This is a genomic window from Variovorax sp. PAMC26660, assembly GCF_014302995.1.
Classification (GTDB): Bacteria; Pseudomonadota; Gammaproteobacteria; order Burkholderiales; family Burkholderiaceae_C; genus Variovorax.
Window position 1 is genome coordinate 7,211,931 of record NZ_CP060295.1, and the last position, 23,980, is coordinate 7,235,910.

General features: G+C 66.0%; 23 protein-coding genes. 9 read left to right on the top strand and 14 right to left on the bottom strand.

Annotated features, from left to right (window positions below; genetic code table 11):
- Positions 1-34: 34 nt before the first annotated feature.
- On the bottom strand, positions 35-1,300 hold the full coding sequence (gene urtA / locus H7F35_RS33840; protein WP_187110829.1) for an urea ABC transporter substrate-binding protein: 1,266 nt from the start codon (positions 1,298-1,300) through the stop codon (positions 35-37).
- Positions 1,301-1,564: 264 nt separating this feature from the next.
- On the opposite strand from urtA, the gene H7F35_RS33845 reads away from it, so the two are divergent.
- On the top strand, positions 1,565-4,972 hold the full coding sequence (locus H7F35_RS33845; protein ID WP_261803463.1) for an ATP-binding protein: 3,408 nt from the start codon (positions 1,565-1,567) through the stop codon (positions 4,970-4,972).
- Complete coding sequence (locus tag H7F35_RS33850; RefSeq protein WP_187110831.1) at positions 4,935-5,855, top strand: response regulator transcription factor; 921 nt, start codon at positions 4,935-4,937, stop codon at positions 5,853-5,855. The genes H7F35_RS33845 and H7F35_RS33850 overlap by 38 nt, the downstream gene beginning before the upstream one ends.
- A gap of 4 nt (positions 5,856-5,859) precedes the next feature.
- On the opposite strand, the gene H7F35_RS33855 is transcribed toward H7F35_RS33850, so the two are convergent.
- From H7F35_RS33855 to H7F35_RS33865, 3 genes are all read right to left on the bottom strand, one after another.
- Positions 5,860-6,345 (bottom strand): Spy/CpxP family protein refolding chaperone, encoded by a 486-nt coding sequence (locus H7F35_RS33855; protein WP_187110832.1) that lies wholly within the window; start codon positions 6,343-6,345, stop codon positions 5,860-5,862.
- A 132-nt stretch (positions 6,346-6,477) separates the two neighbouring features.
- On the bottom strand, positions 6,478-7,389 hold the full coding sequence (locus H7F35_RS33860; protein ID WP_187110833.1) for an amino acid ABC transporter substrate-binding protein: 912 nt from the start codon (positions 7,387-7,389) through the stop codon (positions 6,478-6,480).
- A 9-nt stretch (positions 7,390-7,398) separates the two neighbouring features.
- Positions 7,399-7,830, bottom strand: coding sequence for a VOC family protein (locus H7F35_RS33865; RefSeq protein WP_187110834.1), 432 nt, complete (start codon positions 7,828-7,830; stop codon positions 7,399-7,401).
- A gap of 110 nt (positions 7,831-7,940) precedes the next feature.
- Here H7F35_RS33865 and H7F35_RS33870 point away from each other — a divergent pair, with 110 nt between their 5' ends.
- From H7F35_RS33870 to H7F35_RS33885, 4 genes are all read left to right on the top strand, one after another.
- Positions 7,941-8,861 carry a LysR family transcriptional regulator gene (locus H7F35_RS33870; RefSeq protein ID WP_187110835.1) on the top strand — a complete coding sequence of 307 codons (921 nt, stop codon included), beginning with the start codon at positions 7,941-7,943 and terminating at the stop codon, positions 8,859-8,861.
- A 24-nt stretch (positions 8,862-8,885) separates the two neighbouring features.
- Positions 8,886-9,782, top strand: a complete 897-nt coding sequence (locus H7F35_RS33875; RefSeq protein ID WP_187110836.1) for an SPFH domain-containing protein — start codon at positions 8,886-8,888, stop codon at positions 9,780-9,782.
- A 27-nt stretch (positions 9,783-9,809) separates the two neighbouring features.
- Complete coding sequence (locus H7F35_RS33880) at positions 9,810-10,010, top strand: hypothetical protein (RefSeq protein ID WP_187110837.1); 201 nt, start codon at positions 9,810-9,812, stop codon at positions 10,008-10,010.
- A gap of 99 nt (positions 10,011-10,109) precedes the next feature.
- A complete protein-coding gene (locus tag H7F35_RS33885) occupies positions 10,110-10,922 on the top strand; it encodes a substrate-binding domain-containing protein (RefSeq protein ID WP_187110838.1) in 813 nt (270 codons plus the stop codon).
- A gap of 19 nt (positions 10,923-10,941) precedes the next feature.
- Here H7F35_RS33885 and H7F35_RS33890 read toward each other — a convergent pair whose 3' ends face one another.
- Both H7F35_RS33890 and H7F35_RS33895 read right to left on the bottom strand, forming a co-directional pair.
- Positions 10,942-11,838, bottom strand: a complete 897-nt coding sequence (locus tag H7F35_RS33890) for an alpha/beta fold hydrolase (RefSeq protein ID WP_187110839.1) — start codon at positions 11,836-11,838, stop codon at positions 10,942-10,944.
- Between the two features lie 17 nt (positions 11,839-11,855).
- Positions 11,856-12,188 (bottom strand): hypothetical protein, encoded by a 333-nt coding sequence (locus H7F35_RS33895; RefSeq protein ID WP_187110840.1) that lies wholly within the window; start codon positions 12,186-12,188, stop codon positions 11,856-11,858.
- A gap of 150 nt (positions 12,189-12,338) precedes the next feature.
- On the opposite strand from H7F35_RS33895, the gene H7F35_RS33900 reads away from it, so the two are divergent.
- On the top strand, positions 12,339-13,022 hold the full coding sequence (locus H7F35_RS33900; protein ID WP_187110841.1) for a response regulator: 684 nt from the start codon (positions 12,339-12,341) through the stop codon (positions 13,020-13,022).
- Positions 13,019-14,458: a sensor histidine kinase gene (locus H7F35_RS33905; RefSeq protein ID WP_261803464.1), complete on the top strand. Its 1,440-nt coding sequence runs from the start codon at positions 13,019-13,021 to the stop codon at positions 14,456-14,458. Before H7F35_RS33900 ends, H7F35_RS33905 begins: the two co-directional genes overlap by 4 nt.
- On the opposite strand, the gene H7F35_RS33910 is transcribed toward H7F35_RS33905, so the two are convergent.
- The gene (locus H7F35_RS33910; RefSeq protein ID WP_187110842.1) at positions 14,455-14,835 is read right to left on the bottom strand and encodes a response regulator; all 381 of its coding nucleotides are present in this window, start codon (positions 14,833-14,835) and stop codon (positions 14,455-14,457) included. The two genes, H7F35_RS33905 and H7F35_RS33910, sit on opposite strands and share 4 nt — an antisense overlap.
- 163 nt (positions 14,836-14,998) lie before the next feature.
- On the opposite strand from H7F35_RS33910, the gene H7F35_RS33915 reads away from it, so the two are divergent.
- The gene (locus H7F35_RS33915; RefSeq protein ID WP_187110843.1) at positions 14,999-15,748 is read left to right on the top strand and encodes a transporter substrate-binding domain-containing protein; all 750 of its coding nucleotides are present in this window, start codon (positions 14,999-15,001) and stop codon (positions 15,746-15,748) included.
- Between the two features lie 24 nt (positions 15,749-15,772).
- Here H7F35_RS33915 and H7F35_RS33920 read toward each other — a convergent pair whose 3' ends face one another.
- The 7 genes from H7F35_RS33920 to H7F35_RS33950 all read right to left on the bottom strand — a co-directional run bounded on the left by H7F35_RS33920 (position 15,773) and on the right by H7F35_RS33950 (position 23,960).
- Positions 15,773-16,183, bottom strand: coding sequence for a hypothetical protein (locus H7F35_RS33920; protein ID WP_187110844.1), 411 nt, complete (start codon positions 16,181-16,183; stop codon positions 15,773-15,775).
- A gap of 84 nt (positions 16,184-16,267) precedes the next feature.
- A complete protein-coding gene (locus tag H7F35_RS33925; protein WP_187110845.1) occupies positions 16,268-18,511 on the bottom strand; it encodes a M1 family metallopeptidase in 2,244 nt (747 codons plus the stop codon).
- A gap of 672 nt (positions 18,512-19,183) precedes the next feature.
- Entirely contained in the window at positions 19,184-20,500 is a 1,317-nt protein-coding gene (locus H7F35_RS33930; protein ID WP_187110846.1) for an MFS transporter, read from the bottom strand.
- A gap of 37 nt (positions 20,501-20,537) precedes the next feature.
- On the bottom strand, positions 20,538-21,644 hold the full coding sequence (locus H7F35_RS33935) for a porin (protein WP_187110847.1): 1,107 nt from the start codon (positions 21,642-21,644) through the stop codon (positions 20,538-20,540).
- A gap of 47 nt (positions 21,645-21,691) precedes the next feature.
- Positions 21,692-22,660: a PDR/VanB family oxidoreductase gene (locus tag H7F35_RS33940; RefSeq protein WP_187110848.1), complete on the bottom strand. Its 969-nt coding sequence runs from the start codon at positions 22,658-22,660 to the stop codon at positions 21,692-21,694.
- A 19-nt stretch (positions 22,661-22,679) separates the two neighbouring features.
- Entirely contained in the window at positions 22,680-23,726 is a 1,047-nt protein-coding gene (locus tag H7F35_RS33945) for an aromatic ring-hydroxylating oxygenase subunit alpha (RefSeq protein WP_187110849.1), read from the bottom strand.
- A 12-nt stretch (positions 23,727-23,738) separates the two neighbouring features.
- Positions 23,739-23,960, bottom strand: a complete 222-nt coding sequence (locus tag H7F35_RS33950) for a recombinase-like helix-turn-helix domain-containing protein (RefSeq protein ID WP_187110850.1) — start codon at positions 23,958-23,960, stop codon at positions 23,739-23,741.
- Positions 23,961-23,980 lie beyond the last annotated feature (20 nt).

The window sequence follows — 23,980 nt, forward strand, 5'->3', positions numbered from 1 at the left end:
CCTCCCCCAGAGGGGGAGGGAGAAATGCAAAGACTTATTGATAGCCCTTGGGGAACGGATCCGGCTTGATCAACTCAGCCGACTCCGCCACCACCTTGAACGTCCCATCCAACTGCCCCTGCCCAATGCGCGCCTTGCTCCACAGATGGTGGTTCGCATCCAGCTTCACGTAGCCTTCAGGCGCGGTCTTCAGCTCGATGCCCGGCGAACCCGCCACCACCTTGTCCACGTCGAAGCTGCCCGCCTTCTCCACCGCCGCCTTCCACAGCCAAGGCCCGAGGTACCCAGCCTGCGTCACGTCGCCGATCACCGCGTCCTTGCCGTACTTGGCCTTGAAGGCCGCGACGAACTTCTTGTTGTTCTCGTTGTCCAGCGACTGGAAGTACTTCATCGACGAATAGAAGCCCGCGAAGTTCTCGCCGCCCACACCGGTCATTTCGTCCTCGGTCACGGCCAGCGTCAGCAGGAACTGCTTGTCGCCGGTGATGCCCGCGGCCTTGAGCTGCTTGTAGAAGGCCACGTTCGAGCCGCCCACCACGGCCGCGAAGATGCAGTCGGGCTTGGCCACCTTGATCTTGTTGATCAGCGAGTTGAAGTTGGTGTGGCCCAGCGGGTAGTACTCCTCGCCCTTGACCGAACCCTTCTGGAAGTTCTCGATGTGCTTGCGCGCGATCTTCATCGACGTGCGCGGCCAGATGTAGTCGGAGCCGACGAGGAAGAAGGTCTTGGCCTTCTTCTCCTTCGCGCCCCAGTCCAGGCCCCAGATGATCTGCTGCGTGGCCTCTTGCCCCGTGTAGATCACGTTCTTGCTCTGCTCCAGGCCTTCGTAGAAGGTCGGGTAATACAAGAGGCCGTTTTCTTTCTCGAACACCGGCAGCACGGCCTTGCGCGAGGCGCTGGTCCAGCAGCCGAACACCGCGGCGCAGTGGTCGTTGACCAGCAGCTTCTTCGACTTCTCGGCGAAGGTGGGCCAGTCGGAGGCGCCGTCTTCCTTGATGACCTTGATCTTGCGGCCCAGGATGCCGCCCATGGCGTTGATCTGGTCGATGGCCAACTGCTCGGCCTGGATCGAGCCGGTCTCCGAAATGGCCATGGTGCCGGTGGACGAATGCAGTTGGCCCACCGTGACTTCGGTGTCTGTCACCGCGAGCTTGGTGGTGTTGACCTTGGCCGTGGGGAACTGCCCCTGGCCGAAGCTCAGGCCGCTCAGTCCCAGCATGGGCAGGGCAGCGGCGCCCTGAAGCAGACGACGGCGGCGAAGCGCCAAGGCATCAAGGGAAGGATCGGAATCACGCGACATCAGGAACTCCAGGCAGGTTGAAGGAAGAGTGAGCCGCGCACCATCGCAGTGCATCGGACGGTGCCCCGAGCACCATGGCTGGTACTTTAGAAATCACTTGGCCTTCGGCGAATACGTCATTCAACGTAGCGGCCGTCACCCGCCCTGCCCGCAGACTCGCGAGCCAGACATCGGTGATCCATCGGTGGCCTGTCCTCGACATGAAGCACAGGGAGCGCTTCTTGCTGTACCTGCCTCATGCCACCGCCGCCGCGAGAACCCGCCATGCAATCCGTCTCCGGACAGAAGATCTTTCGCATCCGCCGCGACTACAACGCCTGGGTCGCGAACGAAACGCTGGAGGACTACGCGCTGCGCTACACGCCGCGCAGCTTTCGCAAGTGGTCGGAGTTCCGCGTGGCCAACGCGGCCTTCGGCGCGACCTCGTTCCTGGCGCTGGAGGCCATCGGCGGGGCCATCGCGCTGAGCTACGGTTTCTCGAACGCGCTGTGGGCCATCCTGGTGGTGGGGCTCATCACCTTCCTGACCGGCCTGCCGATCTCGTACTACGCGGCACGCCACGGCGTGGACATGGACCTGCTCACGCGCGGCGCGGGCTTCGGCTACCTGGGCTCCACGCTCACCTCGCTGATCTACGCGAGCTTCACCTTCATCTTCTTTGCGCTGGAGGCGGCCATCCTCGCGCTGGCGCTGCAGATGTATCTGGACTGGCCGTTGTGGCTGCTGTACGTGGTGTCATCCATCGTCATCATTCCGCTGGTGGCGCGCGGCATCACGCTCATTTCGGGGCTGCAACTGTGGACGCAGCCGATCTGGATCGTGCTGTTCATCTGCCCCTTCGCCGCCGTGCTGCTGAAGAAGCCCGAGCTGTTCGCCGACTTCACCAGCCTGCGCGGCCGGGTGTCCGACAGCAGCGGCTTCGATCCGCTGATGTTCGGCGCGGCGGCCACGGTGGCCTTCTCGCTGGTGGTGCAGATCGGCGAGCAGGTCGACTACCTGCGCTTTTTGCCCGAGAAGACCGCCGCCAACCGGCGCCGCTGGTGGACCGCCGTGCTGGTGGCCGGCCCCGGATGGATCGTGCCGGGCATGCTCAAGATGCTGGGCGGCGCCTTCCTCGCATTCCTGGCGCTGCAGCACGAGATCCAGCCCGACCATGCGATCGAGCCGACGCAGATGTACCTCACGGGCTTTGCGTACGTGCTGCACGACCCGGCGTGGGTGCTCGCCATCACCGTGCTGTTCGTGGTGGTCTCGCAGATGAAGATCAACCTGACCAACGCCTATGCGGGCTCGCTGGCATGGTCGAACTTCTTCGCGCGGCTCACGCACAGCCACCCGGGGCGCGTGGTGTGGCTGGTGTTCAACGTAGTCATCGCGGTGCTGCTGATGACGCTGGGCGTGTTCGGCGCGCTGGAGCGCGTGCTCGGCCTGTACAGCAACATCGCCATTGCCTGGGTCGGCGCGCTGGTGGCCGACCTGGTCATCAACAAGCCGATGGGCTGGAGCCCGAAGACCATCGAGTTCAAGCGCGCGCACCTGTACGACATCAACCCGGTGGGCCTCGTTGCGATGCTGGTGGCGGCAGGACTTGCGATGCTGGCGTACTCGGGCGTGCTGGGCCAATGGGCCAAGGCCTTCTCGCCCTTCGTCGCGCTGGCCACCGCCATGCTGGTCTCTCCGTTGCTGGCGTGGAAGACACGCGGGCGCTACTACCTCGCGCGCACCGACATCGACCGGTGGGCGCCGGGCCAGAGCGTGAAATGCTCGGTGTGCGACAACAGCTTCGAGTCGGAAGACATGGCCCACTGCCCGGCCTACAGCGCGCCGATCTGCTCGCTGTGCTGCACGCTGGAATCGCGCTGCCACGACCGCTGCAAGACCGACTCGCGTGCCGCCGAGCAAATGAGCGGCTGGCTGCAGGCACTGCTGCCACCGGCGCTGTCGGCACGCCTGAACTTTCGCGTGGCGCATTACCTGCTGGTGGCCGCCTCGTTGATTGCACTGCTGGCCACTGTGGTGGGCGTGGTCTATGCGCAAGAGGCCTTGCTGGGGCCGGACAACGCCGCGATGGGCACGGCCTTCTTGAAGGTGTTCGCGCTGCTGTCGGTGGTGGCGGCCGTGGCCGCATGGTGGGTGGTGCTGGGCAGCGAGAGCCGGCAGATGGCGCAGGAAGAATCGAACCGCCACAACAACCTGCTCGCCCTGGAAATCGAAGCGCACCGCCGCACCGACGCCGCGCTGCAAACCGCCAAGGAAGCCGCCGAGGCCGCCAACCAGGCCAAGACACGCTACGTGGCCGGCATGACGCACGAGCTGCGCACACCGCTCAACAGCATCCTGGGCTATTCACAGATCCTGCTCAAGGGCGACGCGGTGACGCCGCCGCGCGAGGCGGTGCAGACCATCCATCGCAGCGGCGAGCACATGCTCGGGCTGATCGACGGCCTGCTCGACCTGGCACGCATCGAGGCTGGCCGCCTGCAACTGGAGCCGGCGCCGCTTGCCCTGCCCGCCTTTCTCGACCAACTGGTGCACATGGTTCGGCCGCAGGCCGAGAACAAGGGCCTGGCCTTCGTCTTCACGCACGCCGGCCCACTGCCGCCGTGGGTGCATGCCGATGCGAAATGGCTGCGGCAGATTCTCATCAACCTGCTGACGAACGCCGTGCGCTTCACCGACAGCGGCACCGTCACGCTGCATGTGGATGCGCGGCGCGAGGTGCTGCGCTTCGACGTGGTCGACACCGGCATCGGCGTGGCGCCGCAAGACCATCAGCGCATCTTCCTGCCCTTCGAGCGCGGGGCCGCCGGCCGCCGGCGCGGCGAGCCGGGCACCGGGCTGGGCCTGACCATCACCGGCCTGCTCACGTCGCTGATGGGCGGGGAACTGAAGCTGGCCCAGACCTCTTCGCAGGGCAGCACCTTCAGCGTGCGCGTGTACCTGCGCGAAGTGGCCGACCCCGGCCCGCAGGCCAGGAGCGGATCGCTGGGGCAACCCGTGACGGGCTACATCGGCGCGCGGCGCACGCTGCTCGTGGTGGACGACCAGCCGGTGCAGCGCCAGATGCTCGCCGGCATGCTCGTGCCGCTGGGCTTCGAGGTGCGCGAAGCCGCCAGTGGCACCGAATGCCTGGACAGCCTGCGCGAAGAGCTGCCGTCGGCCATCCTGCTCGACCTGACGATGGACGACATGGACGGCTGGCAGACCGCCACGTCGGTGCGGGCCTCGGGCTTCAAGGACATCCCGATCATCATCGTCTCGGCCAACATGTTCGAGAACCAGGCCGAGCGGCTGCGTGCGGCCGGTTGCCAGGCCTTCGTCGGCAAGCCGGTGATCGAGTCGGAGCTGATCGACACGCTGGAGCGGCACCTGGGCCTCGAATGGCTTTCTTCCAACGATGCGCTGTCTTCGCAGGCCGACGAAGAAACGGCCCGCCGCCCGCCACAGCTCGCGTTGACGGAAGACGACCGCGCCGAGCTGATGCGCCTCGTGCAGATGGGCCATGTGCGCGGCCTGCACACCGCGCTCGACCGGCTGGCGGCCGCATCGCCGTCAGCGGCCACCACCTGCACCTGGCTGCGCGGCATGGTCACGCGCTTCGAACTCGACAACCTCCGCAACGCACTGGCAGAAGATGCAGACACTCCACTCGGCTCCCTCCTTTCGCCCTGAATCCGAACGCCCCGTGGTGCTGGTGGTGGACGACGCCCCCAGCAGCCTGGGCATGCTGTGCGACACGCTGGAGGCCAGCGGCTACACCGTGCTGGTGGCGGCCGACGGCGAAGCCGCGCTGCAGCGGCTCGAACTGGTGGTGCCCGACGCGATATTGCTCGACGGCCTGATGCCCGGCCTCTCGGGGTTCGAGACCTGCCGGCGCATCAAGGCCAACCCGGCGCTGGCGCACATCCCGGTGCTGTTCATGACCGGGCTGTCGGAAACCGCACACGTGGTCGAGGGCTTCGAGTGCGGCGGCGTCGACTACGTGGTGAAGCCCATCCGTGCGCAGGAAGTGCTGGTGCGGCTGCACACGCATGCGCGCAATGCCCGCATCACGCGCATGGCACGCGATGCGGTCGATGTGGCGGGCATGGGCGTGGTGTTCGTCGACACGCGCGGGCGCATCGCATGGCGCTCTCCGCAGGCCGCGCTGTGGCTGCACGCGCTCGAAGATCCGGTGGCACCGGGGCTGCTGCCGCTTTCGCTCGAAGCGGCGCTGGTGCCCGGCGTAGCCATCGTCGTCAACACTGCGACCGGCATGCGGCTTTCGGTGCGCAACCTCGGTGCGGCGGCATTGGGCGAAACGATGCTGCTCTTTGCGATGCAGCGCGATGGTGCCGCCGGCGCTTCTTCCGCGCGGCTGGCCGAAGCCGCCCTCACGCCGCGCGAGACCGAGGTGCTTTCCTGGCTCGCCAAGGGCAAGACCAACCGCGACATCGGCGAGATCCTGGGCACCAGCCCGCGCACGGTGAACAAGCACCTGGAGCACATCTTCGAGAAGCTGGGCGTGGAAACACGGGCAGCGGCTGCGGCGCTGGCAAGCGGTCAACTGGTCTGACAGATCAGGGGATCACTGCCGTGAGGTTCTGGTCCGCCACATGCCGCTGCTCGGGCGTGAAGGCTTCGTAGAGCTTCGAGAGCGCATCGCTCACGGTCTGCATGCGCCGGGCCCGGTCTTGCGCCTGTGCGGTGCGCTGCTGCATGAACTGCAGGGCAGTCTGGTCGTCGGCAGGCGCCGCGCTCGCCATGCCACTGCGGCCCGCAAGGTCCCACACCGCATCGGAAAAATGGTCCCACAGCACGGACTGCTCCGGCGTGACCATCAGTTGCAGGCGCAGGTCGTAGAGCTTGTCCCGGATCTTGCTGGCCGCCGTGGCGGGCGTGGAGAGGCCGTCGCCGGTGCGCGGGCTCGCCGTGCTGTCGGAACGTGCGCCGCGCCGGCCGCCACCACCCATGCCACCGCCGCCGCCGCCGAATTGCGCAAAGCTGTAGCCGCTCACGGCGATCAGGGTCGCGGCGAGCGCGAACCTGCGAAGGGGTTTTTTCATCATCCTGGCTCCTGGGTCATCCGGCCCTCGAAGGGCCATCGTGCATTTCAGGAGCCCCGACTGTCTGGCAGGTTGCGAGGCCGTAAACCCGAGGTAAAGCCGGCCGTCTTTACCTGCTTTGCCCAAGCCGCTCTATCGCGCCTCGTAGTCTTCCATGGGCTTGTCGGTGGGGTTGGCCCAAGCGGCCTTCGTCAAGGCGCTGGCCGGCAATCCCACCTTCGAGTTGTGCGGCGGAATGGGCTGCATGAACCACTTGTCGTAGATTCGCGCGACATCTCCGCTTTTGGCCAGCGACACCACGCTCTGGTCGACGATCTTCTTGAACGCGGCGTCTCCCTTCGGAATCATGATCGCGATCGGCTCGACGCTGAGAACCTGGTCGAGCAGCCTGTACTGCGCCGGCTCCTTGCTTTTGGAGATCAGCGTCGCAAGGATCTGGCCGTCGGCGGCAAAGCCGTGCGCGCGGCCCGATTCGAGCAGCAGGAAGCCCTCGCTGTTGTCCTTGGCAAGCACTTCCGCAATGTCGTTGGCGCCATCGCGCTTGAGCTTTCTCAGGAGCTGAACGGAGGTGCTGCCCGTGGTGGCGGCCACGGTCTTGCCGGCAAGCTGCGCCGACGCCGTGATGCCGGAGGCTGCCTTGACGGCGATGCGAACGCCCTCCACGTAAAGCGTGGGAGCGAACGCCACGTCTTTCTGCCGCGCGGCGTTGTTCGTCGTGGTGCCGCACTCGATGTCCACCGTTCCGTTCTGCACCAGCGGCATGCGGTTCTGTGGCGTGACCAGTTGGTACTTCACGCTGATCTTGTCGTTTTGCAGCGCCTTGCGGATGTCTGCAATGACAAGTTCGCACACCTCGACATGAAAGCCCGCATAGCTGCCGGGCCCCAGGGTGAAGGACATGGCTCCCGACGCGTCGCGCACGCCCATGGTGATGGCGCCGGACTCCTTGATATTCTTCAGGGTGTCGGTCTGGGCAGATGCGTTCCCGACCGACAGCAGGAGTGCCGCGGTGGTTACAGCCGCAAGAAGGCATTGTTTTTTCACGGGCGCCCTTCAGACGGCAAACAGCGAATCCAGGTCCGCGAAAGACTTCAGTTCGAGGGCGTTGCCCGACGGGTCGAGAAAGAACATCGTGGCCTGTTCACCCGGCTCACCCTTGAATCGAACGTACGGCTCGATCACGAATGGGGTCTGGCGCGCGATGAGCTTCTCGGCCATGGCCTGCCACTTGTCCATCGGCAGCACGGCGCCGAAATGACGCACGGGCACGTTGTGGCCATCCACGGCGCTGAGGGCCTTGTGGCCGCATTCGTCGGGCGCCAGGTGCGCCACGATCTGATGACCGTAGAAGTTGAAGTCGACCCACTCGGGCGCGCTGCGGCCTTCCGGGCATCCGAGCAACTCGCCGTAGAAGGCGCGTGCTTCGGCGATGTCACGAACGGGAAAAGCCAGGTGGAACGGGATGCGGGTTTCGGGAGCGCTCATGGGTTTCATCGCGGGAAGAAGTTCAGGGTGGCCGGACTTTAAGCAGCAGGCCGCATTACCGAAAACGATATATTTCGGCACTGAGCATCAATAATTTCGATGAATTCGCCATGATCACCGAGCTTCGAACCTTCATCTCCGTTTGTCGCCACGGCACCTTTGCCGCAGCCGGAGAACGGATCGGCCTGACGCAATCGGCCGTCAGCAGCCAGATCAAGCGGCTGGAAGAAGCGCTCGGGTTCGAGCTGTTCGATCGCACGGGCCGATCCGCCACCTTGAATGCGGCAGGCGAAACAACGCTGGTTCGGGCCGAAGAAATCTGCGCCCTCTATGCAAAGCTCAGCGAGCTTCCGGACGACGCCACCGATCGCGGGTTGCTGCGGATCGGCGCCATTGCGTCCACCCAATCGACGCTGGTGGCGCGTGCGCTCGAAAAATTGCGCAAAGGTTTTCCTTTGCTTCGCGTCCACATCTCGCCCGGCGTGTCGATGCGGCTGATGGACGACCTGGACGCCGGCAAGATCGATGCGGTCGTGATCATCCGGCCGCCCTTCGGCATCCTTCCCGATCTGACGTGGCAATCCCTGGTGCACGAGCCCTACGTGCTCATTGCGCCGGCGAACTTGCCCGGCAAGGACTGGCGCACGCTGCTGCAGGAGCAGCCCTTCCTGCGCTATGACCGCGCATCGTTCGGCGGACGGATGGTCGAAAGATTCCTGCGGCGCGAAGGGATCGTGGTGAAAGATTCCATCGAGGTCGACGAAATCCCCGGGCTCATCCATCTCGCATCCAAGGGCTTGGGCGTTGCCCTCGTGCCGTTGGTCGAGGCGCACCTTCCGCTCCCTCCCGGCGTTCGCATGCTCTCGCTCGGAGAGTTCACGTTCTACCGCGAGATCGGGCTCCTTCAGCGCAAGCCGCGGGCCAGCCCGCCCATCGTCGCGCAGTTTGCTCAGTGCCTGCGGGAGGCTGCCGAACCGGTGAAGGCAGTTCGCAAAAAACCCTTGACCGCCTCGAAAAAGATATTAAAGTGATATCACTTTCAACCGGAGGCCTTCATGCATGAGCAGACACTGCAACCACCCCGCTCGGTCCGAAAAGAGCGGCCTTACCGATCCGTGAGCGGATATGGCATCGCCGTCGCGGTGTTCCTGCTGGTCGCGCTCGGCGTGTGGGCCATGGTGCAGCGGCTGATGCCGCTTCCCATGAGCATCCTGCTGATCGTGGTGGGCGTCGCCCTGCTGCCGGGGCTGTACATGCTGCAGCCCAACGAAGGCATCATCCTGACGCTCTTCGGCCAGTACAAGGGCACCGACCGCTCCGAGGGCCTGCGGTGGACCAACCCGCTCCAGGCCGGCCAGAAGATTTCGCTGCGGGCGCGCAACCTCAACACCCCGCCGCTGAAGGTGAACGACAAGCGCGGCAACCCGGTGGAAATCGGCGCGGCCGTGGTTTGGCAGGTCTACGACACAGCGCAGGCCGTGTTCGAGATCGACGACTACAACAAGTTCGTGGCGATCCAGGCAGAGGCCGCAATCCGGCACCTGGCCACCCAATACGCCTACGACAGCGGCGACGACCTCCAGAGCGACGAAGTCACGCTGCGCGCCGGGCTGGACGTGGTGGCCGATGCACTCAAGGCCGAGCTGAACCAGCGCTTTGCCAGCGCGGGTGTCGAGGTGCTCGATGCCAAGCTCACCCATCTCGCCTATGCGCCAGAGATCGCGCAGGTGATGCTGCGGCGCCAGCAGGCCGTGGCCATCGTCAGCGCGCGTCACCAGATCGTGGCGGGTGCGGTGGGCATGGTCGAGGCCGCGCTCAAAGGGCTGTCGGAGCGCAACCTCGTCGTACTCGACGACGAACGCAAGGCCTCGATGGTGTCGAACCTGCTGGTGGTGCTGTGCTCCGACAGGGAGACCCAACCCGTCGTCAACACGGGTACGCTGTACACCTGAAGCACAGCCGCGCCGCATTTCCACCCGATGGCCAGTCCCGGTAAAAAGTCTTATCCCCTGCGCATCGATCCGGCCCTGTGGGCCGAGATCGAGCGTCTGGCGGCGCAGGAACTGCGAAGCGCGAACGCACAGGTCGAGTTCCTGTTGCGCGAAGGGCTGGCCAGGCGCGGGCGACTGCCCGCCGCCGAGGGCAAGGACGCAGACAAGCCCACGCCGCGGCCTCGGTAGTAACCACTAAATCCCTGAAGGCTGATTGACAGCCCCAGCTCCTACGATGGCGGTGCAGGCAGCGACCACGCTGCCGCCCCCTTGCACCAGGAGACATCGTTGAAGCCCCTTCTTTCCCTCACGCGCCGCGCCTCGCTCCCGCTGCTCGCAGCCCTCGTTCTTGCGGGCTGCGGCAGCCTCGACAACGCCGGCAAGCCCGCCACCGGCGACATTCACGTCATGACCTCGGGCGGCTTCACCGCCGCCTACAACGACCTGCGCCCGGACTTCGAGCGCAGCAGCGGCCGCACAGTCAAGACGGCCTACGGCGCATCGATGGGCAATGCCGACGACTCGATCCCGAGCCGCCTGGCGCGCAACGAGCCGGCCGACGTGGTGATCCTCGCGCGCCCCGCGCTCGACGCGCTGGTCGCGCAAGGCAAGGTGGTGGCGGGCAGCCAGGTCGACCTGGTGCGTTCGTCCATCGGCTTTGCAGTGCGCAAGGGTGCGCCCCGGCCCGACATCGGCACGGTCGATGCGCTCAAGCGCACCTTGCTCGCGGCACCGTCAATCGCCTACTCGGCCAGCGCGAGCGGCACCTACTACGAGACCGAGCTGCTCAAGAAACTCGGCATCGAAGACCAAGTAAAGCCCAAGAGCAAGCGCATCCTGAGCGAGCGCGTCGGCACCGTCGTGGCACGCGGCGACGCGGCACTGGGCCTGCAACAGGTGAGCGAACTTCTGCCCATCGCAGGCGTCGACTACATCGGCCCGCTGCCCGCCGAAGTGCAGCGCGTGACGGTGTTCTCGGCCGGCATCGCCACCGCATCGAAGCAGCCGGAGGCCGCGCGGCAACTGATCCGCTATCTCAACTCGCCGGCCGCAGCGCCCACCATCGCGAAGACCGGGCTGGAGCCGCTGACCGCGCGTTGACGAAAGGCGGCGCGTGCGGCTACAGCGTCCAGCCGTCGCGCCGGAAGAACTCGATCAGTGCGTCGCTGACCATGTCGGGCTGGTCGACGGCCAGCGTGTGGCCCGCGCCGGGCAGCAGCTCGACGTGCACATGCGGCGCATGGGTCCGTACGCGGGCGCGGGCGCGCAGCGGGTCGTAGAGCGCTTCGTCTTCGCCGAGCATCAGCAGCGTGTGCTTCGGCAGCACACGCAAGTCGCCGTCGCTCATGCGCCCCGGCGGCCGCGGGTTACCTCGCTGGCAGCGTGATCGCACGAGCAGGTCGTCCATGGCCCAGCCGGGCGGCTCGGGCGCCATCGGTGAAGACACCTCGGCCTGGAAGCCGCGCACCAGCCTTTCGCTCGGGAACATGGCAGTCACCCCCGCGCGCACGAGAAAACCCGGTCGCACCGAATCGAGGTTCGACGGCGCCAGCAGCGCGAGTTTCGACGCACGGCGCGACGTCTGGCGCAGATAGGCCGCTGCGAGCCACGCACCGAAGGAGGCGCCGCACAGGCCCACCTTGGGCCGGCCGAGGCCGATCAGCACATCGTCCAGCCAGTTGCAGTACGCATCCTCGGACACGGGCCGGCGCCCTTCGGTGCGGCCCGCGTCGCCGATGATGTCGACCGCATAGACCTGCAGCGCGCCCGCGAGCTTCTCGATGTTGTGAATCCAGGTGGTGGCATTGCCGCCGCTGCCGTGCAGCAGCACCACCGGTGGCGCGTAGGCCGGCCCCGAGGCCAGCACGTGCGCGCGGCCGTAGCGCGTCTCGACATAGCGGCTCTCGTACGGCACCGGCCAGCGCGACAGCACGCGGGCGTACGAATCCAACAGCGAGGAATGGGCCTCGGGCGAGCGGAAATGGCGGGTGAACAGGCCCGCGTCGAGGGGGTTCATCGGGGTCTGCGGGCGCCTCATTGGCGACGCGGGTCGTGGGGATGGCGGTCCCAGCGGTCGGGCATGCCGTCGCCATCGGCGTCGCGGCTCGAATAGCGGTAGCCGTCGTAGCGCTCCAGGCTGTGCGGACGCCAGCCGCTCGGACTCATGCCCGTGCCCGCCCTGCCGCCCCATGCGGCACCGGCGCCCGACCGTTGCCTGGAGGGATCGGCATCGCGCTGTTCGATGCGATAGACCGGTTTCGACGGCTTGAAGTCTTGCTCGAAGGGATCGGGCCTGTGAGCGCTCGACTCGAGCGCCGCCAGGGGCAGCAGGAGCATCGCGACCGCAATGGTGCGCTTGGGGTGCATGGGGTTTTTTCTTCTTCGACGTGCGGAATGGGCACCCCGGCATCGTGATCCACGCAAATGAAGGTCTCCTGAAAATTTGTCGCCTTGCCGGCCGGCGCCCTCCTCTTTTCTTTGGGATTCCTTCAGCTTCGACAGTTAGATTGCCCTTCCATGAAGATCCTCCTGGCCGAAGACGATTTCGACCTGGCCACCGGCATACGCGTCGCCCTGCAAACCCAGGGCATGGAGGTGGTGTGGGTGCGCCGTGTCGAAGAGGCACTGCGCGTGCTCGAAACGCAAGGATGCGATCTGATCCTGCTCGACCTGGGCCTGCCCGACGGCGACGGTCTCTCGGTGCTGGAACAACTGCGGCGCGACGGGGCCCGCCTGCCGGTGCTGATCCTGAGTGCGCGCGATGGCCTGGACGACCGCCTGAAGGGACTGGACACTGGCGCCGACGACTACATGGTCAAGCCCTTCGTGCTGGCCGAGTTGCTGTCGCGCGTGCGCGCCCTTGCACGGCGCAGCTACGGCAGCGACGGTGCCACCTTCGAGGTGCGCGGCCTCTGGCTGCACGAGGCGACCCAGCGCGTGCGCGTGCGCGACCTGCCGGTGTCGCTCTCGCGCAGCGAGTTCAAGCTGCTGAGCCTGCTCGTCAAGCGCGCCGACCGCGTGGTCGCGCGCCGCGCGCTCGAACAACTGGTGCAGCCGAACTGGCAGAACCAGGGCAGCAATGTGCTCGACGTGCACATCTCGAACCTGCGCCGCAAGATCGGCGACGGCTACATCCGCACGGTGCGCGGCATCGGCTATGTGATCTACCAGACGGCAAGCACGCCGCTGGAGCGCTCATGAGCGCAACGGCCCTGTCACTCGCCCTCATGCCGGGGCGGTGGCTTCGCGAAGGCTGGCGCCGCTTGCGGCGGCCTTCACTGGTGCGCCGTCTCATGTTCGCGCAGATGGCAACGATGACGCTGCTGTGGAGCCTGGCGATCGGGCTGGTGGTGAACTCCGCGATGACCGACGACCTGTCGGTCATCGATGCCTCCCAGCGCAGCATGCTGCTGGTCGCGCAGAACCTGGCCGACAAGCCGGCCAAACAGTACGAGAGCCTGCGCGCCATGGACCTGGCGCTGCGCAATGCCTTCGGCAACGGCGACGACGCCACGCTGTCGCCCAGCGTCATCGTGTGGCAGCACGGCCGCCAGGTCTACCGCTCCGACGGCGTGCCGTCGGACATCGTGAACACGCGGCCGGACGTCGCCGAGCCCGTGGAGATCGACGGCAAGTCCTGGCGGGCGCGCACCATCGAGTCGCCTTCGGGCAAAACCAGCGTCACGCTCGTCACGCCCGGCGGCGTGCAGATGTGGCTCACCTTCCAGTCGCGCGGCTACTACCTGCTGCCGCTGGTCATCAGCGTGCCCTTTCTGCTGTTCCCGGCCTGGCTGTCGATCCGGCTCGCGCTGCGGCCCTGGCGCACGGTGGCCAAGGAGATCGCCTCGCGCGGCCCGCACGACCTGGCGCCAGTCTCGATCCAGCCGCGGCACGAAGAACTGCAGCCGCTGGTGCACAACTTCAACGCGCTGATGGGAAGGCTGCGCGCGAGCATCGCGCGGGAGCAGAGTTTCATCGCCGATGCCGCGCACGAACTGCGCACGCCGATTGCCGCGATGCGGGTCAACGTCGAGGCGCTGCAGGCCCTGTTGACGCAATACATTCCCACCGAACGCCAGCACGAGCTGTTCGCGCGCGTGCTCAGCAGCAACGCCCGCGCGGAGCGGCTGGTCGGCCAGCTGCTGCGCTTGATGCGCAGCCATGCGAACGCCTCCGCGCCGCGGCCGCTGCGGCTGGACGACCTGGTGCAGGAGCGGCTGGCCGCCCTCTCCACGCTGGCGCATGTGCGCGAGGTCGAGATCGAACTCGTGGCCGACGAGCGGGTGGAGATCGTGGGCGACCGCGACGGCCTGGTCTCGATGATCGACAACCTGATCGACAACGCGACCAAGTACAGCCCCGCGGGCTCGGTCGTGAGCGTCGGCATCCGGCGGATCGTCGACGAGGCGGTACTGACAGTGGCCGACCAGGGCTCGGGCATTGCGCCGGCATTGCGCGAACGCGTGTTCGACCGTTTCTTTCGCGATCCCGACCAGGTACAGACCGGCAGCGGTCTCGGGCTGGCCATCGTGCTGGCGGTGGTCGACGCGCATGGCGGCGCCATCGCGCTCAGCGACACCGGCACAGGCAAGGGCCTGCAGGTGACGGTGCGGATACCGCTCGTGCTGCGGGTCTAGCGGCCTTCGGCCTCCAGGCCGGCACACAGCGCGAAGAACCCATCAAGTTCCAGCGACTTGTCGAACACCGCATCGGCACCGAGTTCACGCGCCCAGTCGGCAATCTCGCCAGTGGCGTAGTTGCTCAGCACCACCACGCGCTGCCCCGGCCTGCACCTGCCGCTGCGCTTGACGATGCCCAGGCCCGACCCTTCCTGCAGGAAGAGATCGACCACCAGCAGGTCCCAGGCGCCCGGGTTCTCCTCGAGCCATGCCACGGCCTCGGCCTCGGTGCTGGCAGTGCCGATCAGATGGATGTCGACCTCGTCCTCCATGGCGGCAATGAGGTTGTGGCGGATGAGGGAGTTGTCTTCGACAAGAAAAGTGGAAAGCGGCACGGCGAAAAGGCAGGGTCGATGGGCAATGCGCAGAGCCTACGCGAATGCGGCGCCGTGCCGGTGGGCACGTGGCCCTGCTTGCGGTAGGAGATGCGGCCGGCGGGCCCGTAAACTGGCGCTCACATCCCCGCTTCACCCCTTCCCTGACCGACGAATGGACGCCATGACACAGCCTCTTCCACCGATCACCCCTGCACTGGCCAAGGCCTTCGCGCCCAACGGCACGCTGCGCGCCTCGATCAACCTCGGCAATCCGATCCTCGCCAACAAGGATGCGGCCAGCGGCGAGCCGGTCGGCGTGTCGATCGATCTCGCACGCGAGTTCGCGCGGCTGCTCGGCGTGGGCATCGAACTCGTGGTGTTCGAGAAGGCCGCCGCCTCCGTCGATGCGGTGAAGAACGAGAAGGCCGACATCGGCTTTTTCGCCATCGACCCGGCACGCAGCGAAGGGCTGCGCTTCACCGCGCCTTATGTGCTCATCGAAGGCAGCTACCTCGTGCCAGCGTCATCGGCATTGACCGACAACGCGCAGGTCGACGCCAAGGGCCATCGCATCTCGGTCGGCTCGGGCAGCGCCTACGACCTGTTCCTCACGCGCGAGATCAAGCAGGCCGAGATCGTTCGCCTGCAGGGCGCGGGGCCCGCGCTGGCCGCCGTGCGTTCGGGCGATGTCGAGGTGGCGGCCGGCATCCGCCAACTGCTCGAAGGCGAAGCGCAACGCGCACCGGGCGTGCGCGTGCTGCCGGGGCGCTTCATGGTGATCCAGCAGGCCATGGGCACGCCGGCCAGCCGTGGCGCCGATGCGCAAGCCCTGCTGGCCGCCTTCGTCGAGGAGATGAAGGCCAGCGGCTTCGTGGCCGATGCGCTGAAGCGCCATCGCATCGAAGGCGCGATCGTTGCGCCTTCGGCCTGACGGCGATGGCGATGGCGTACGGGCTTACAGCTTGTACGCCTCCACCGGCCCCTGCGAATAGAACAGGAAGTAGCCGGTCTGCGTGCTGAAGTCGTTTTTCTTCCAGCCTGCGGGCACCTTGAAGATGCCGAGCTGGTCGCTTGCCACGCCAAGGAAGGCGGTGTTCTCCTTGTCGGTGGTGATCTTGTTCCAGCGCTCGCGCGTCACCGGCTGCATCTGCATCTTGGCTTCGCTCCAGTCGGGCGTGCGCACCTTGTCGCGCATGACGTAGCGGTCGCCCTGCCGCTCGATCTTCACCAGTTCCTTGAGCACGCCGTCCTGCTTGACGGCATAGACGCCGACCAGCGCGTCCTCGGGCCCACTGCCTGCGCCGCAAGCGGCCAAGAGCAGCAAGGCACAGGTGCCGGCGCCCAACCATTTCAATATTCTGTTCATGATGATCCTGTGATGAGAGGCATGCGCCGCCGACCGCGCCTGTCATGGCCCGGCCGGCGGCGTCATGCGTGGTGAGTCAGTGGCTCAACGCTTGTCGTTGTCACGCAGCTTCAGGTTGCCCTGGAAGCGCAGCGCGTGCGGGTACTCTTCCTGGGCCCCGGCGTCCTGCGCCACCATCTTCTGCTGGCTCATTTCCGTCTTGGCCAAGAGCGGTGCCGGCAGGTTGACGATGTTCTTGATCTGGTCGTACTGCACCTGCGTGATGCGCCCCACGCCCAGCAGGCGGAAGGCATCGCGCTCGATGTTCAGCAGCAACGGCTTGTTGGCCCCGAAGTACTGCGCCTTGGCCAGCAGGTCGCTCCACGACTGCGCGCTGTAGTTGCTCACGTAGTAGTCCTGCCCGGTCGGCCCGGCCAGCACGGCAGTGCAACCCGGCAGCTCCAGTTGCGTGCTGTTGGTCGACATCACGAAGGTCTTGCGCTGGTCCATCGCATCGCCATACGCCAGCGTGACGGGAATGTTCCACGTCGAGGCCGGAAACTGGTTCTGGTTGGGAAATGACTCCTGCGTGATGTTCACGTAGGTGCGGTCGCCGGCGCATTGCGCGTCCACCGTCAGCAGCGGAATGCCGGTCTGGCGGATGAAGCTGTCGCCGATGTCGCTGACCTTCTTGCCGCCGCTCGCCTTCTCCAGCGAAGTCCACAGACGCGTGGGCGTGACGTTGCCGAAGGCGTAGTCCTTCAGGTAGATCTGCAGGCCCTTTTGCATGGCCTCTTCGCCGATGTAGTTCTGGATCGTCTCCAGCACATGACTGCCCTTGTTGTAGACAAAGATCGACGGGCTGATGAAGCCGAACGAACCCGCATCGTTGAGGTTGCGTTGTACCGGCACCGCCGTGTTGCGCAGGTCGGCCACGATCACGTTGTGCTTGTCCAGAACGAAGTCGGAGAAGCTGTAGTACTCGGGGTGGAATTTGATCGTGGTGCGGCGCTCGAACCAGCGCGCGAACGACTCGTTCAGCCACACGTTGTCCCACCAGTCGAGCGTGACCAGGTCACCGAACCACTGGTGCGCAATCTCGTGCGTGACCACCGTCACCGAATACAGCGTGGGCTTGTCGCCCGGCTTGGTGAGCACCGCGTCGGCAAACTCGAAGATGGCGCCCCAGTTCTCCATGCCACCGAAGCCGGTGTTCGGCTTGTTGTTGTAGCTGTCGTTGGCCGCGATGGTGTCGAACTTCTTGATCGGCAGCGGAATGCCCGTGTACTTGTAGTAGTAGTCCATGGCCACCTTGGTCCATTCCATCGGGAAGGTGGCCCAGGTGGAGCGGCCCGGCGGCGTGAACCAGCGCAGCGGAATGTCGGTGCCATCGAGCGGGTTCTTGAAGGTGTCGGGCAGGATGTCGAACTTGCCGCCGCCGAAGAAGGTGAGGTACATCGGCATCGACGGTGTCCTCTCGAACGACACCTGCTGGTAGCCGTCGGGCAGTTTCACCGCCGACTTCTGCGCGCCGTTCGACACGGTCTTCCAGTCGCCCGGCACCTCGGCCGAAATCTCGAAGGTGTGGCGAAAGGCCGGCTCGTCCCAGCCTGGAAACCACTGCCGCGCGTAGTTGGTTTCGCCCTGCGTCACGATGGCGTCGCTGCTCACGCCCTCGGGTGTGGACAGCCCCACCTTGAAGATGCCTGTGGCGGCCGAGCAGAACGGGTTGCGCTGTACTTCGGCGGGCGGGCAGTACTCGGCATCCGAGAACTGGATCTTGCCGTCCCACTCCATGTGCAGCAGGTACTTGCCCTTGGCGATCTGCCCGTCGTTCAGGCGAAGTTGCACGAAGTCGCCCAGCGTCTGCGGCGTCGGGATCAGCGGTATCGCCTCGGCCGGGTTCGACACCTTGCGCAGCGTGGTGCGACCCTTCGCAAAGTTCAGGTTGTGCGCGGCAACGACGATCGCATCGACCGGCTTGAGCACTTCGATCTCCACATCGCCACGGCCTACGAAGGTCTTGAGCGCCGCATCAGGCCGGAACCACAGCTTGTAGTTGCTGGGCCAGACGGTGTCGGGCAGCTCCATCGGCTTCGCGGAACGGTCGACGGCCGCGAGGGCCGCATCCGCTGCGGTGGGCACGCCGTCGTCGGGCGCCTTCTTCGTCGCGTCCATGCCGTCAAGAGCGGGGGCCGAAGCCGCCGGGCTCGCCGGGGCGCCGAGGCCGACGCCTGCACCACCGAATGAAGAGCCGCTGTCGCCTCCACCGCCACATGCCGTCAATGCGGCAAGGGTCACAGCGGTGATGGCAAGATGATTGACGAAGGGTTGGTTGAGTTTTTTCATGATCGCCTCTGGGTAAGGACATGCGCTCCCCTGCATGCATCGACGGGTAGCCGGTGCTGCGCGGGCAGGCGCGGTGATGGAATGAAGAACAACGAATCGGGCAGGCAGCACCGCGCCCTTCCGGCGAACGACACGTTCGTCAGAACAACACGAAGACGCCACGGTTTTTCGTCGGCCCGGCACAGCACGGACGTGCCACGCCAGGCCTCGCCGCAATCAATGCGGGCGGCCCCAGGATGCGAGGGGTGATGTGGTCCATTCCCGTCGATGCGCGGGGTGGATGAGATGTGGGGTCGGGCCTTGGGCTGGTGGTGCGCCTTCAGCGTCCACGCATCGGCGCTGCCCGCTTCCGCGCTGCGGAAACGGCATGTGCCGTGGTGGCAATGGCAAGATGCTTTGCGGCTCTTCTCGTTGGTGTCACGCGCATTCCCCCGTCCATTAGGTGCGCTCAGTTTTAGCTGATCGAATGCGACGGCTCAACGACTCGCGGAACTTTTCTCTCTCAAAATGTTCGCGCGCCATAGCCCGAATGGCGTCATGCAATGCAACGCGTGTCGTGCGATACGAAGATGGTTCCGTCGCTGCAACACATGCTCACGCAGATGACAGATTTCATGCGTGATCGCTGTGACACCGTTGCCACAGTACGAAGGTTCGTGTGGCCGCCCAACGCTACGAAAGTTGTGAACCCGAAACTGCAACCACGCTGCGCGAACGCTCGCGGAGCCACAGCAGAAGGCCGCATCCGAACACCACCACTTGCGTACCGATCAGCAGCGCGAAGCCCGCGAAGAAACCCGCGGCCGACGAAGCCGGCGTGACGGCCGCGCCGGCACCACCCGCGCCGTGCGACACCGCACTGATCACGCCGCCCATCAGTGCCGGCATGAAGCCTGCCACCAGGCTGCCTGCGCCGTTGGTCACGCCGAACGCACTCGCCGTGTGCTCCGGCCGTGCGCAATGCTGCACAGTGCTCGGAATGGCCGGGCTCTGCAGGCCCCAGAAGAAGTTGGCCGCCACGAGGCAGCAGGCCGCCACATAGGGGTTGTGCGCGTTGATCGCCATCAGCACCGCCAGCGCCACGCCGATGCTCGCGCCCATGAAGATGAAGGGCACGCGCTCGCGGCCAATCTTGTCGATCAGCACGCCGCCCACGAACACGGCAAGCACCGTGGCGTACTGCGGCGCGGACGCGAGCCAGCCCATCTCGCGCATCGAGAAGCCGCGCGCCTCGCGCAGGTAGGTCGGCAGCCAGTTACTGCTGCCCCAGAGATAGGCCAGCGCCGCCGAGGTCAGCAGCGTGATGAGGAACAGGTGCCGCGTCTGCAGGGCGCCGCGCACGATGCCGCCCACGCGCGCCATCGCTTCACCGAAGGACGACGGCCGCACGCCATCGGCATGCGCGGGCGGCATGCGCACGAACGCCAGCACCAGCGGAATGCCGAGCGCGATGTTCAGCACGCCGAGCACGTGGAACGAACTGTCCCAATCGAACTGCGTGAGCAGGTAGCCGACCAGCGGATAGCCGATGGCCAGGCCGAGCCCGGTGCCCATGTTGACGATGGCATTGGGCTTGCCGTTCTCGTGGCTCTGGAAATGCGCCTTGATGTAGGACGAGGCCAGCGAGAACAGCGGCCCTTCCGACACGCCCAGCAGGATGCGCGAGGCCAGCAGCATGCCGTAGCTGTGGAACATGGGCGAGGCCCAGGTCACCACGCCCCACAGCACCAGCCCGTAGACCAGGCTGCGGCGCACGCCGAACAGCGTCGAGCAGAACGGCGTGAGCACGAAGGCCGACACGCCGTAGCCCAGCATGAAGGCGGTGGCCAGCAGGCCCTGGCTCACGCGGTCGTCGGCAGCGAGCCCCACGTGCGCAAGGAACGCGGGGTCGGTGATCAGCACCGCGATGTTGATGCGGTCCACGTAGGAGATCGCGACGATCACGAACAGCGTGATGACGCCGTACCAACGAAAGTTCTTGCTCTGCATGGTGTTCCTGCCGTGGAGTGTTGCTGCGCGGTTGCGCCTAGAACATGTGGCGCATGCCGACCTCGGTGCCGCTGGAGGCGCGGTTCGGCTGCGTGATGGCGCCCGACAGCGCCTGCGTGGCGCCGTTCCTGCTGCTGATGCGCGCGATGGTGGCGTACAGCGCCGTGCGCTTCGAGAGGTTGTGCACGTAGCCGATGGCCAGCTTCGACGACGTGGGGTTCAGCAGCGCGCCGGCCGGCTGCAGCTTGTAGCGCGCATACGAACCCTTGATCTCGCCCGGCCCGATGGGCAACTGGAGCCCGATGAGCGCGCCCTTGCCGTCCGTCGCGCCCTTCGACTCGGTGTAGATCTCGCTCGTGAGCTTGAGGTTCATCAGCGAAGGTCCGAAGGTATAGGCCGCGCCGAGGTTGGTCACGCGCAGGTCGCCGCTGGCATAGCGCGTCTTGCCGGTGGCGAGCGCGATGTGGAAGCCGCCGCTCTGGTAGCCGAAGCGCAGCCCCGTGTGATCGCCGTCGTGCCGCGTCGACACCCGCGTGTTGGGCAGCACCGAGAGCGAATCGTTCTCGCCCATCGCGTACATCACCTGCCCGTAGAAGCCGCCGAGGTTGGCAGGCAGAAAGTAGCCGATGCTGTTCGATGCGCGCGTGCCGGTCGGCGCCACGAGCCCGCCCAGGCCGGAAAAATAGATCTGGTTGGCGCCGATGCCGCTGCCGGTGCCGAAGGGATCGAAGATGGCCGTATTCCAGAAGGCCGGCACGTAGTCGCGGCCCAGCCGCACTTCGCCGAACGGACCCGCCAGGCTCACCGTCGAGCGACGGTTGAAGCTGAGCACGCCCGCGGGGCCGTTGCCGCTGGCCTGGTTGTTCGAGTTCGAGGGAAAGCCGGTGCCGGTGTCGTTCTGCAGGCCCATCTCGAGCCAGAAGCTGGCCGACAGCCCGCCGCCCAGGTCTTCGGTGCCGCGAAAGCCCAGCCGGCTGAACATGTTGCCGCTGTTGCTCAACTGCAGCTTGCTGCCCGAACCGGTGCCGCTGCCGCGCGTGTAGGTGACGGCGGCATCGACCACGCCGAAGAGCGTGAGGGAAGATTGGGCCAGCGCTCCGCCAGCCGCGCTGGCCGAAGCCAGTGCGATCAAGTACTTTTTCATTGAATGTCTCGGTTGGTTTTTTTCCTGGCCGTCTCTTGGGGATGGCCTCAGATGTCCAGCACCAGCCGCTCGCCCTTGCAGCGAGAGACGCAGATCATCATGGTCTTGTTGGACGCACGTTCGATCTTGGTGAGGATGCCGTCGTGGTGCTCGACTTCGCCGTCGAGCACCGCTGTTTCACAGGCGCCGCACACGCCTTCCTTGCAACTGTGGTCGGGGTTGAACCCGGCATCGATCAGGCTGTCCAGGATCGACTTGCCCGCCGGCACCTCGACGCTCTTGCCACTCCTGGCGCACTGGACCACATAGCCTTGCGTGGCACTCGGCACCTCCACATGCACGGCGGCGAAGCGCTCGATGTGCGCGTTCGCATGGCCGAGCTGTTCGCAGCTCTTCTCGAACGCATCGAGCATCGGCGTCGGGCCGCAGCAGTAGTAGTGGCTGTCGGCGCCTTTGCCGCCCAGCAGCGCCACGAGGTCGGGCGGTGCGCCCTTCTCGTTATCGAAATGCCAGGTGAGCTGTATCGCTTTCTCTTTCGCCAGCGCCTCGATGGCATCGCAGAACGCGGCCTCCTTGCGGGTGCGGGCGCAGTACAGCAACTCCACCGGCTTGCCGATGGCCACGAGGCGCTGCAGCATGCACCAGATGGGCGTCACGCCGATACCGCCGGCCACCAGCACCGAACGCTCGGCGCCCTCTTGCAGCTTGAAGTTGTTGCGCGGCGCCGAGATCGGCAGCGTCATGCCAACGCGCAGCTGCTGGTGCACGTAGCGCGAGCCGCCCCGGCTCTTGCGGTCGTTGAGCACGCCGACCACGTAGCGCTGGCGGTCGCTGGCCGGGTTGCACAGCGAGTAGCTGCGCACCAGCCCGTTGGGCAGGTGCAGGTCGATGTGGGAGCCGGCCTCGAAGGCGGGAAAGTCCACGGCAGGCGTGGCCGGCCGGAACTCGACGCTGACGATGCCGTCGGCCTCGTAGCGCATGGTGTGCACGAGGGCGTTCAGCGTGGGAGAAGACATGGCGCAGCTCGCTCCGGGGTCAGGCCGTGGTGGCTTCGGCTGCTTCAGCCAGTTGCGCCTGTGCAAGGCCGCGCATGTGGCGGCGCAGGCGCACGATGCCCAGGTCGTGCTGGTACAGGTTCTCGTGCTGATTGGCGTCGGGCTCCATCTCTTCGAGCATCACGCGGTCTTGCTCCAGCACATGCCAGTGGCGCGCCTCCAGGCGGTTCTTGTAGAGAAAGCGCCAGGTGTCGCGCTCCCAGCCCTTGGGCAGCTTGCGCACGCGCCAGAAGAAGGTGGCCGTCATGCCATTCGCCATCGGCGAGAACGCGCCGATGATGATGAAGTTGCCGCCGGGGCCGCCGGTCTTCGGGTACGGGATTTCAAGGCGCATCCAGTGGATGCCGGTATCCGCCCATTCGGTCCAGTCGAAGTTGACGTTGCGCTGGCCTTCCTTCTCGAACACGAAGCCGATGTCGGTCGGGCGAATGCCGAACTTGGCGCTCGAGTCGCCCTCGGCCATCGAGTGCGACTGCTTGTGCAGGTACGTGCCATGCATCGGGTCCATCACGTTGTCGAGCACGTAACGGTAGTCGCCCTTCCACTCGGTGTAGCAAAGGAAGCTGCCGTACTCGGCGTCGTCGGTCAGTTGCTCGGGCAACACCAGTGGCGGCGGGATGTCGACCGACTCTTTCGAGTTGAAGAGAAACACCGCACCCGCGCGCTCCTGCACATGAAAGTGCCGCGTGGCCTGCGAGCCTTCGAGCTTGCAACCCGGGCTGCCGGGCACGCGCGTGACCACGCCGTCATGCCGCACCTCGACGCCGTGGTACGGGCACGAGAGCCGGTCGCCCAGGATCACGCCCTGCGACAGCGGTGCGCCACGGTGCGGGCAACGGTCTTCCAGCGCATGCAGCACGCCTTCGCCGTCGCGCCACAGCGCGAGCTTGCGGCCCAGGCGCCGCAGGGAGATGGGGTTCTCCTTGATGAAGTGCGAGGGGCAGATCGGATACCAGAGGTCTTTGAGGCCGATCTCCAGAAGATGATCGACCGGGTCTGCGGGAACGGGTTGGATGGCGATGGGCATGATGGGTTCTCCTCAGGCGGCCAGCGCGGCCATTTCCTTGCGGTACAGCGCCTCGGTCCAGGGCTGGCCGCCGGGCGTGGCCAGACCGCTGTCGTTCAGGCGCTGCACCAGAGCGCCGAGGTCGTGGACGCCATCGGCAAAGGCGCGCTCGATCACGTCGCCCAGCAGGTCTTCATAAGTGGTCGCTGGGCGCTGTCGCGCCTGATGCGGTTGGAGATAGCGGTCTTGTTGCATCGTGAGCCTCCGTGGAGTGA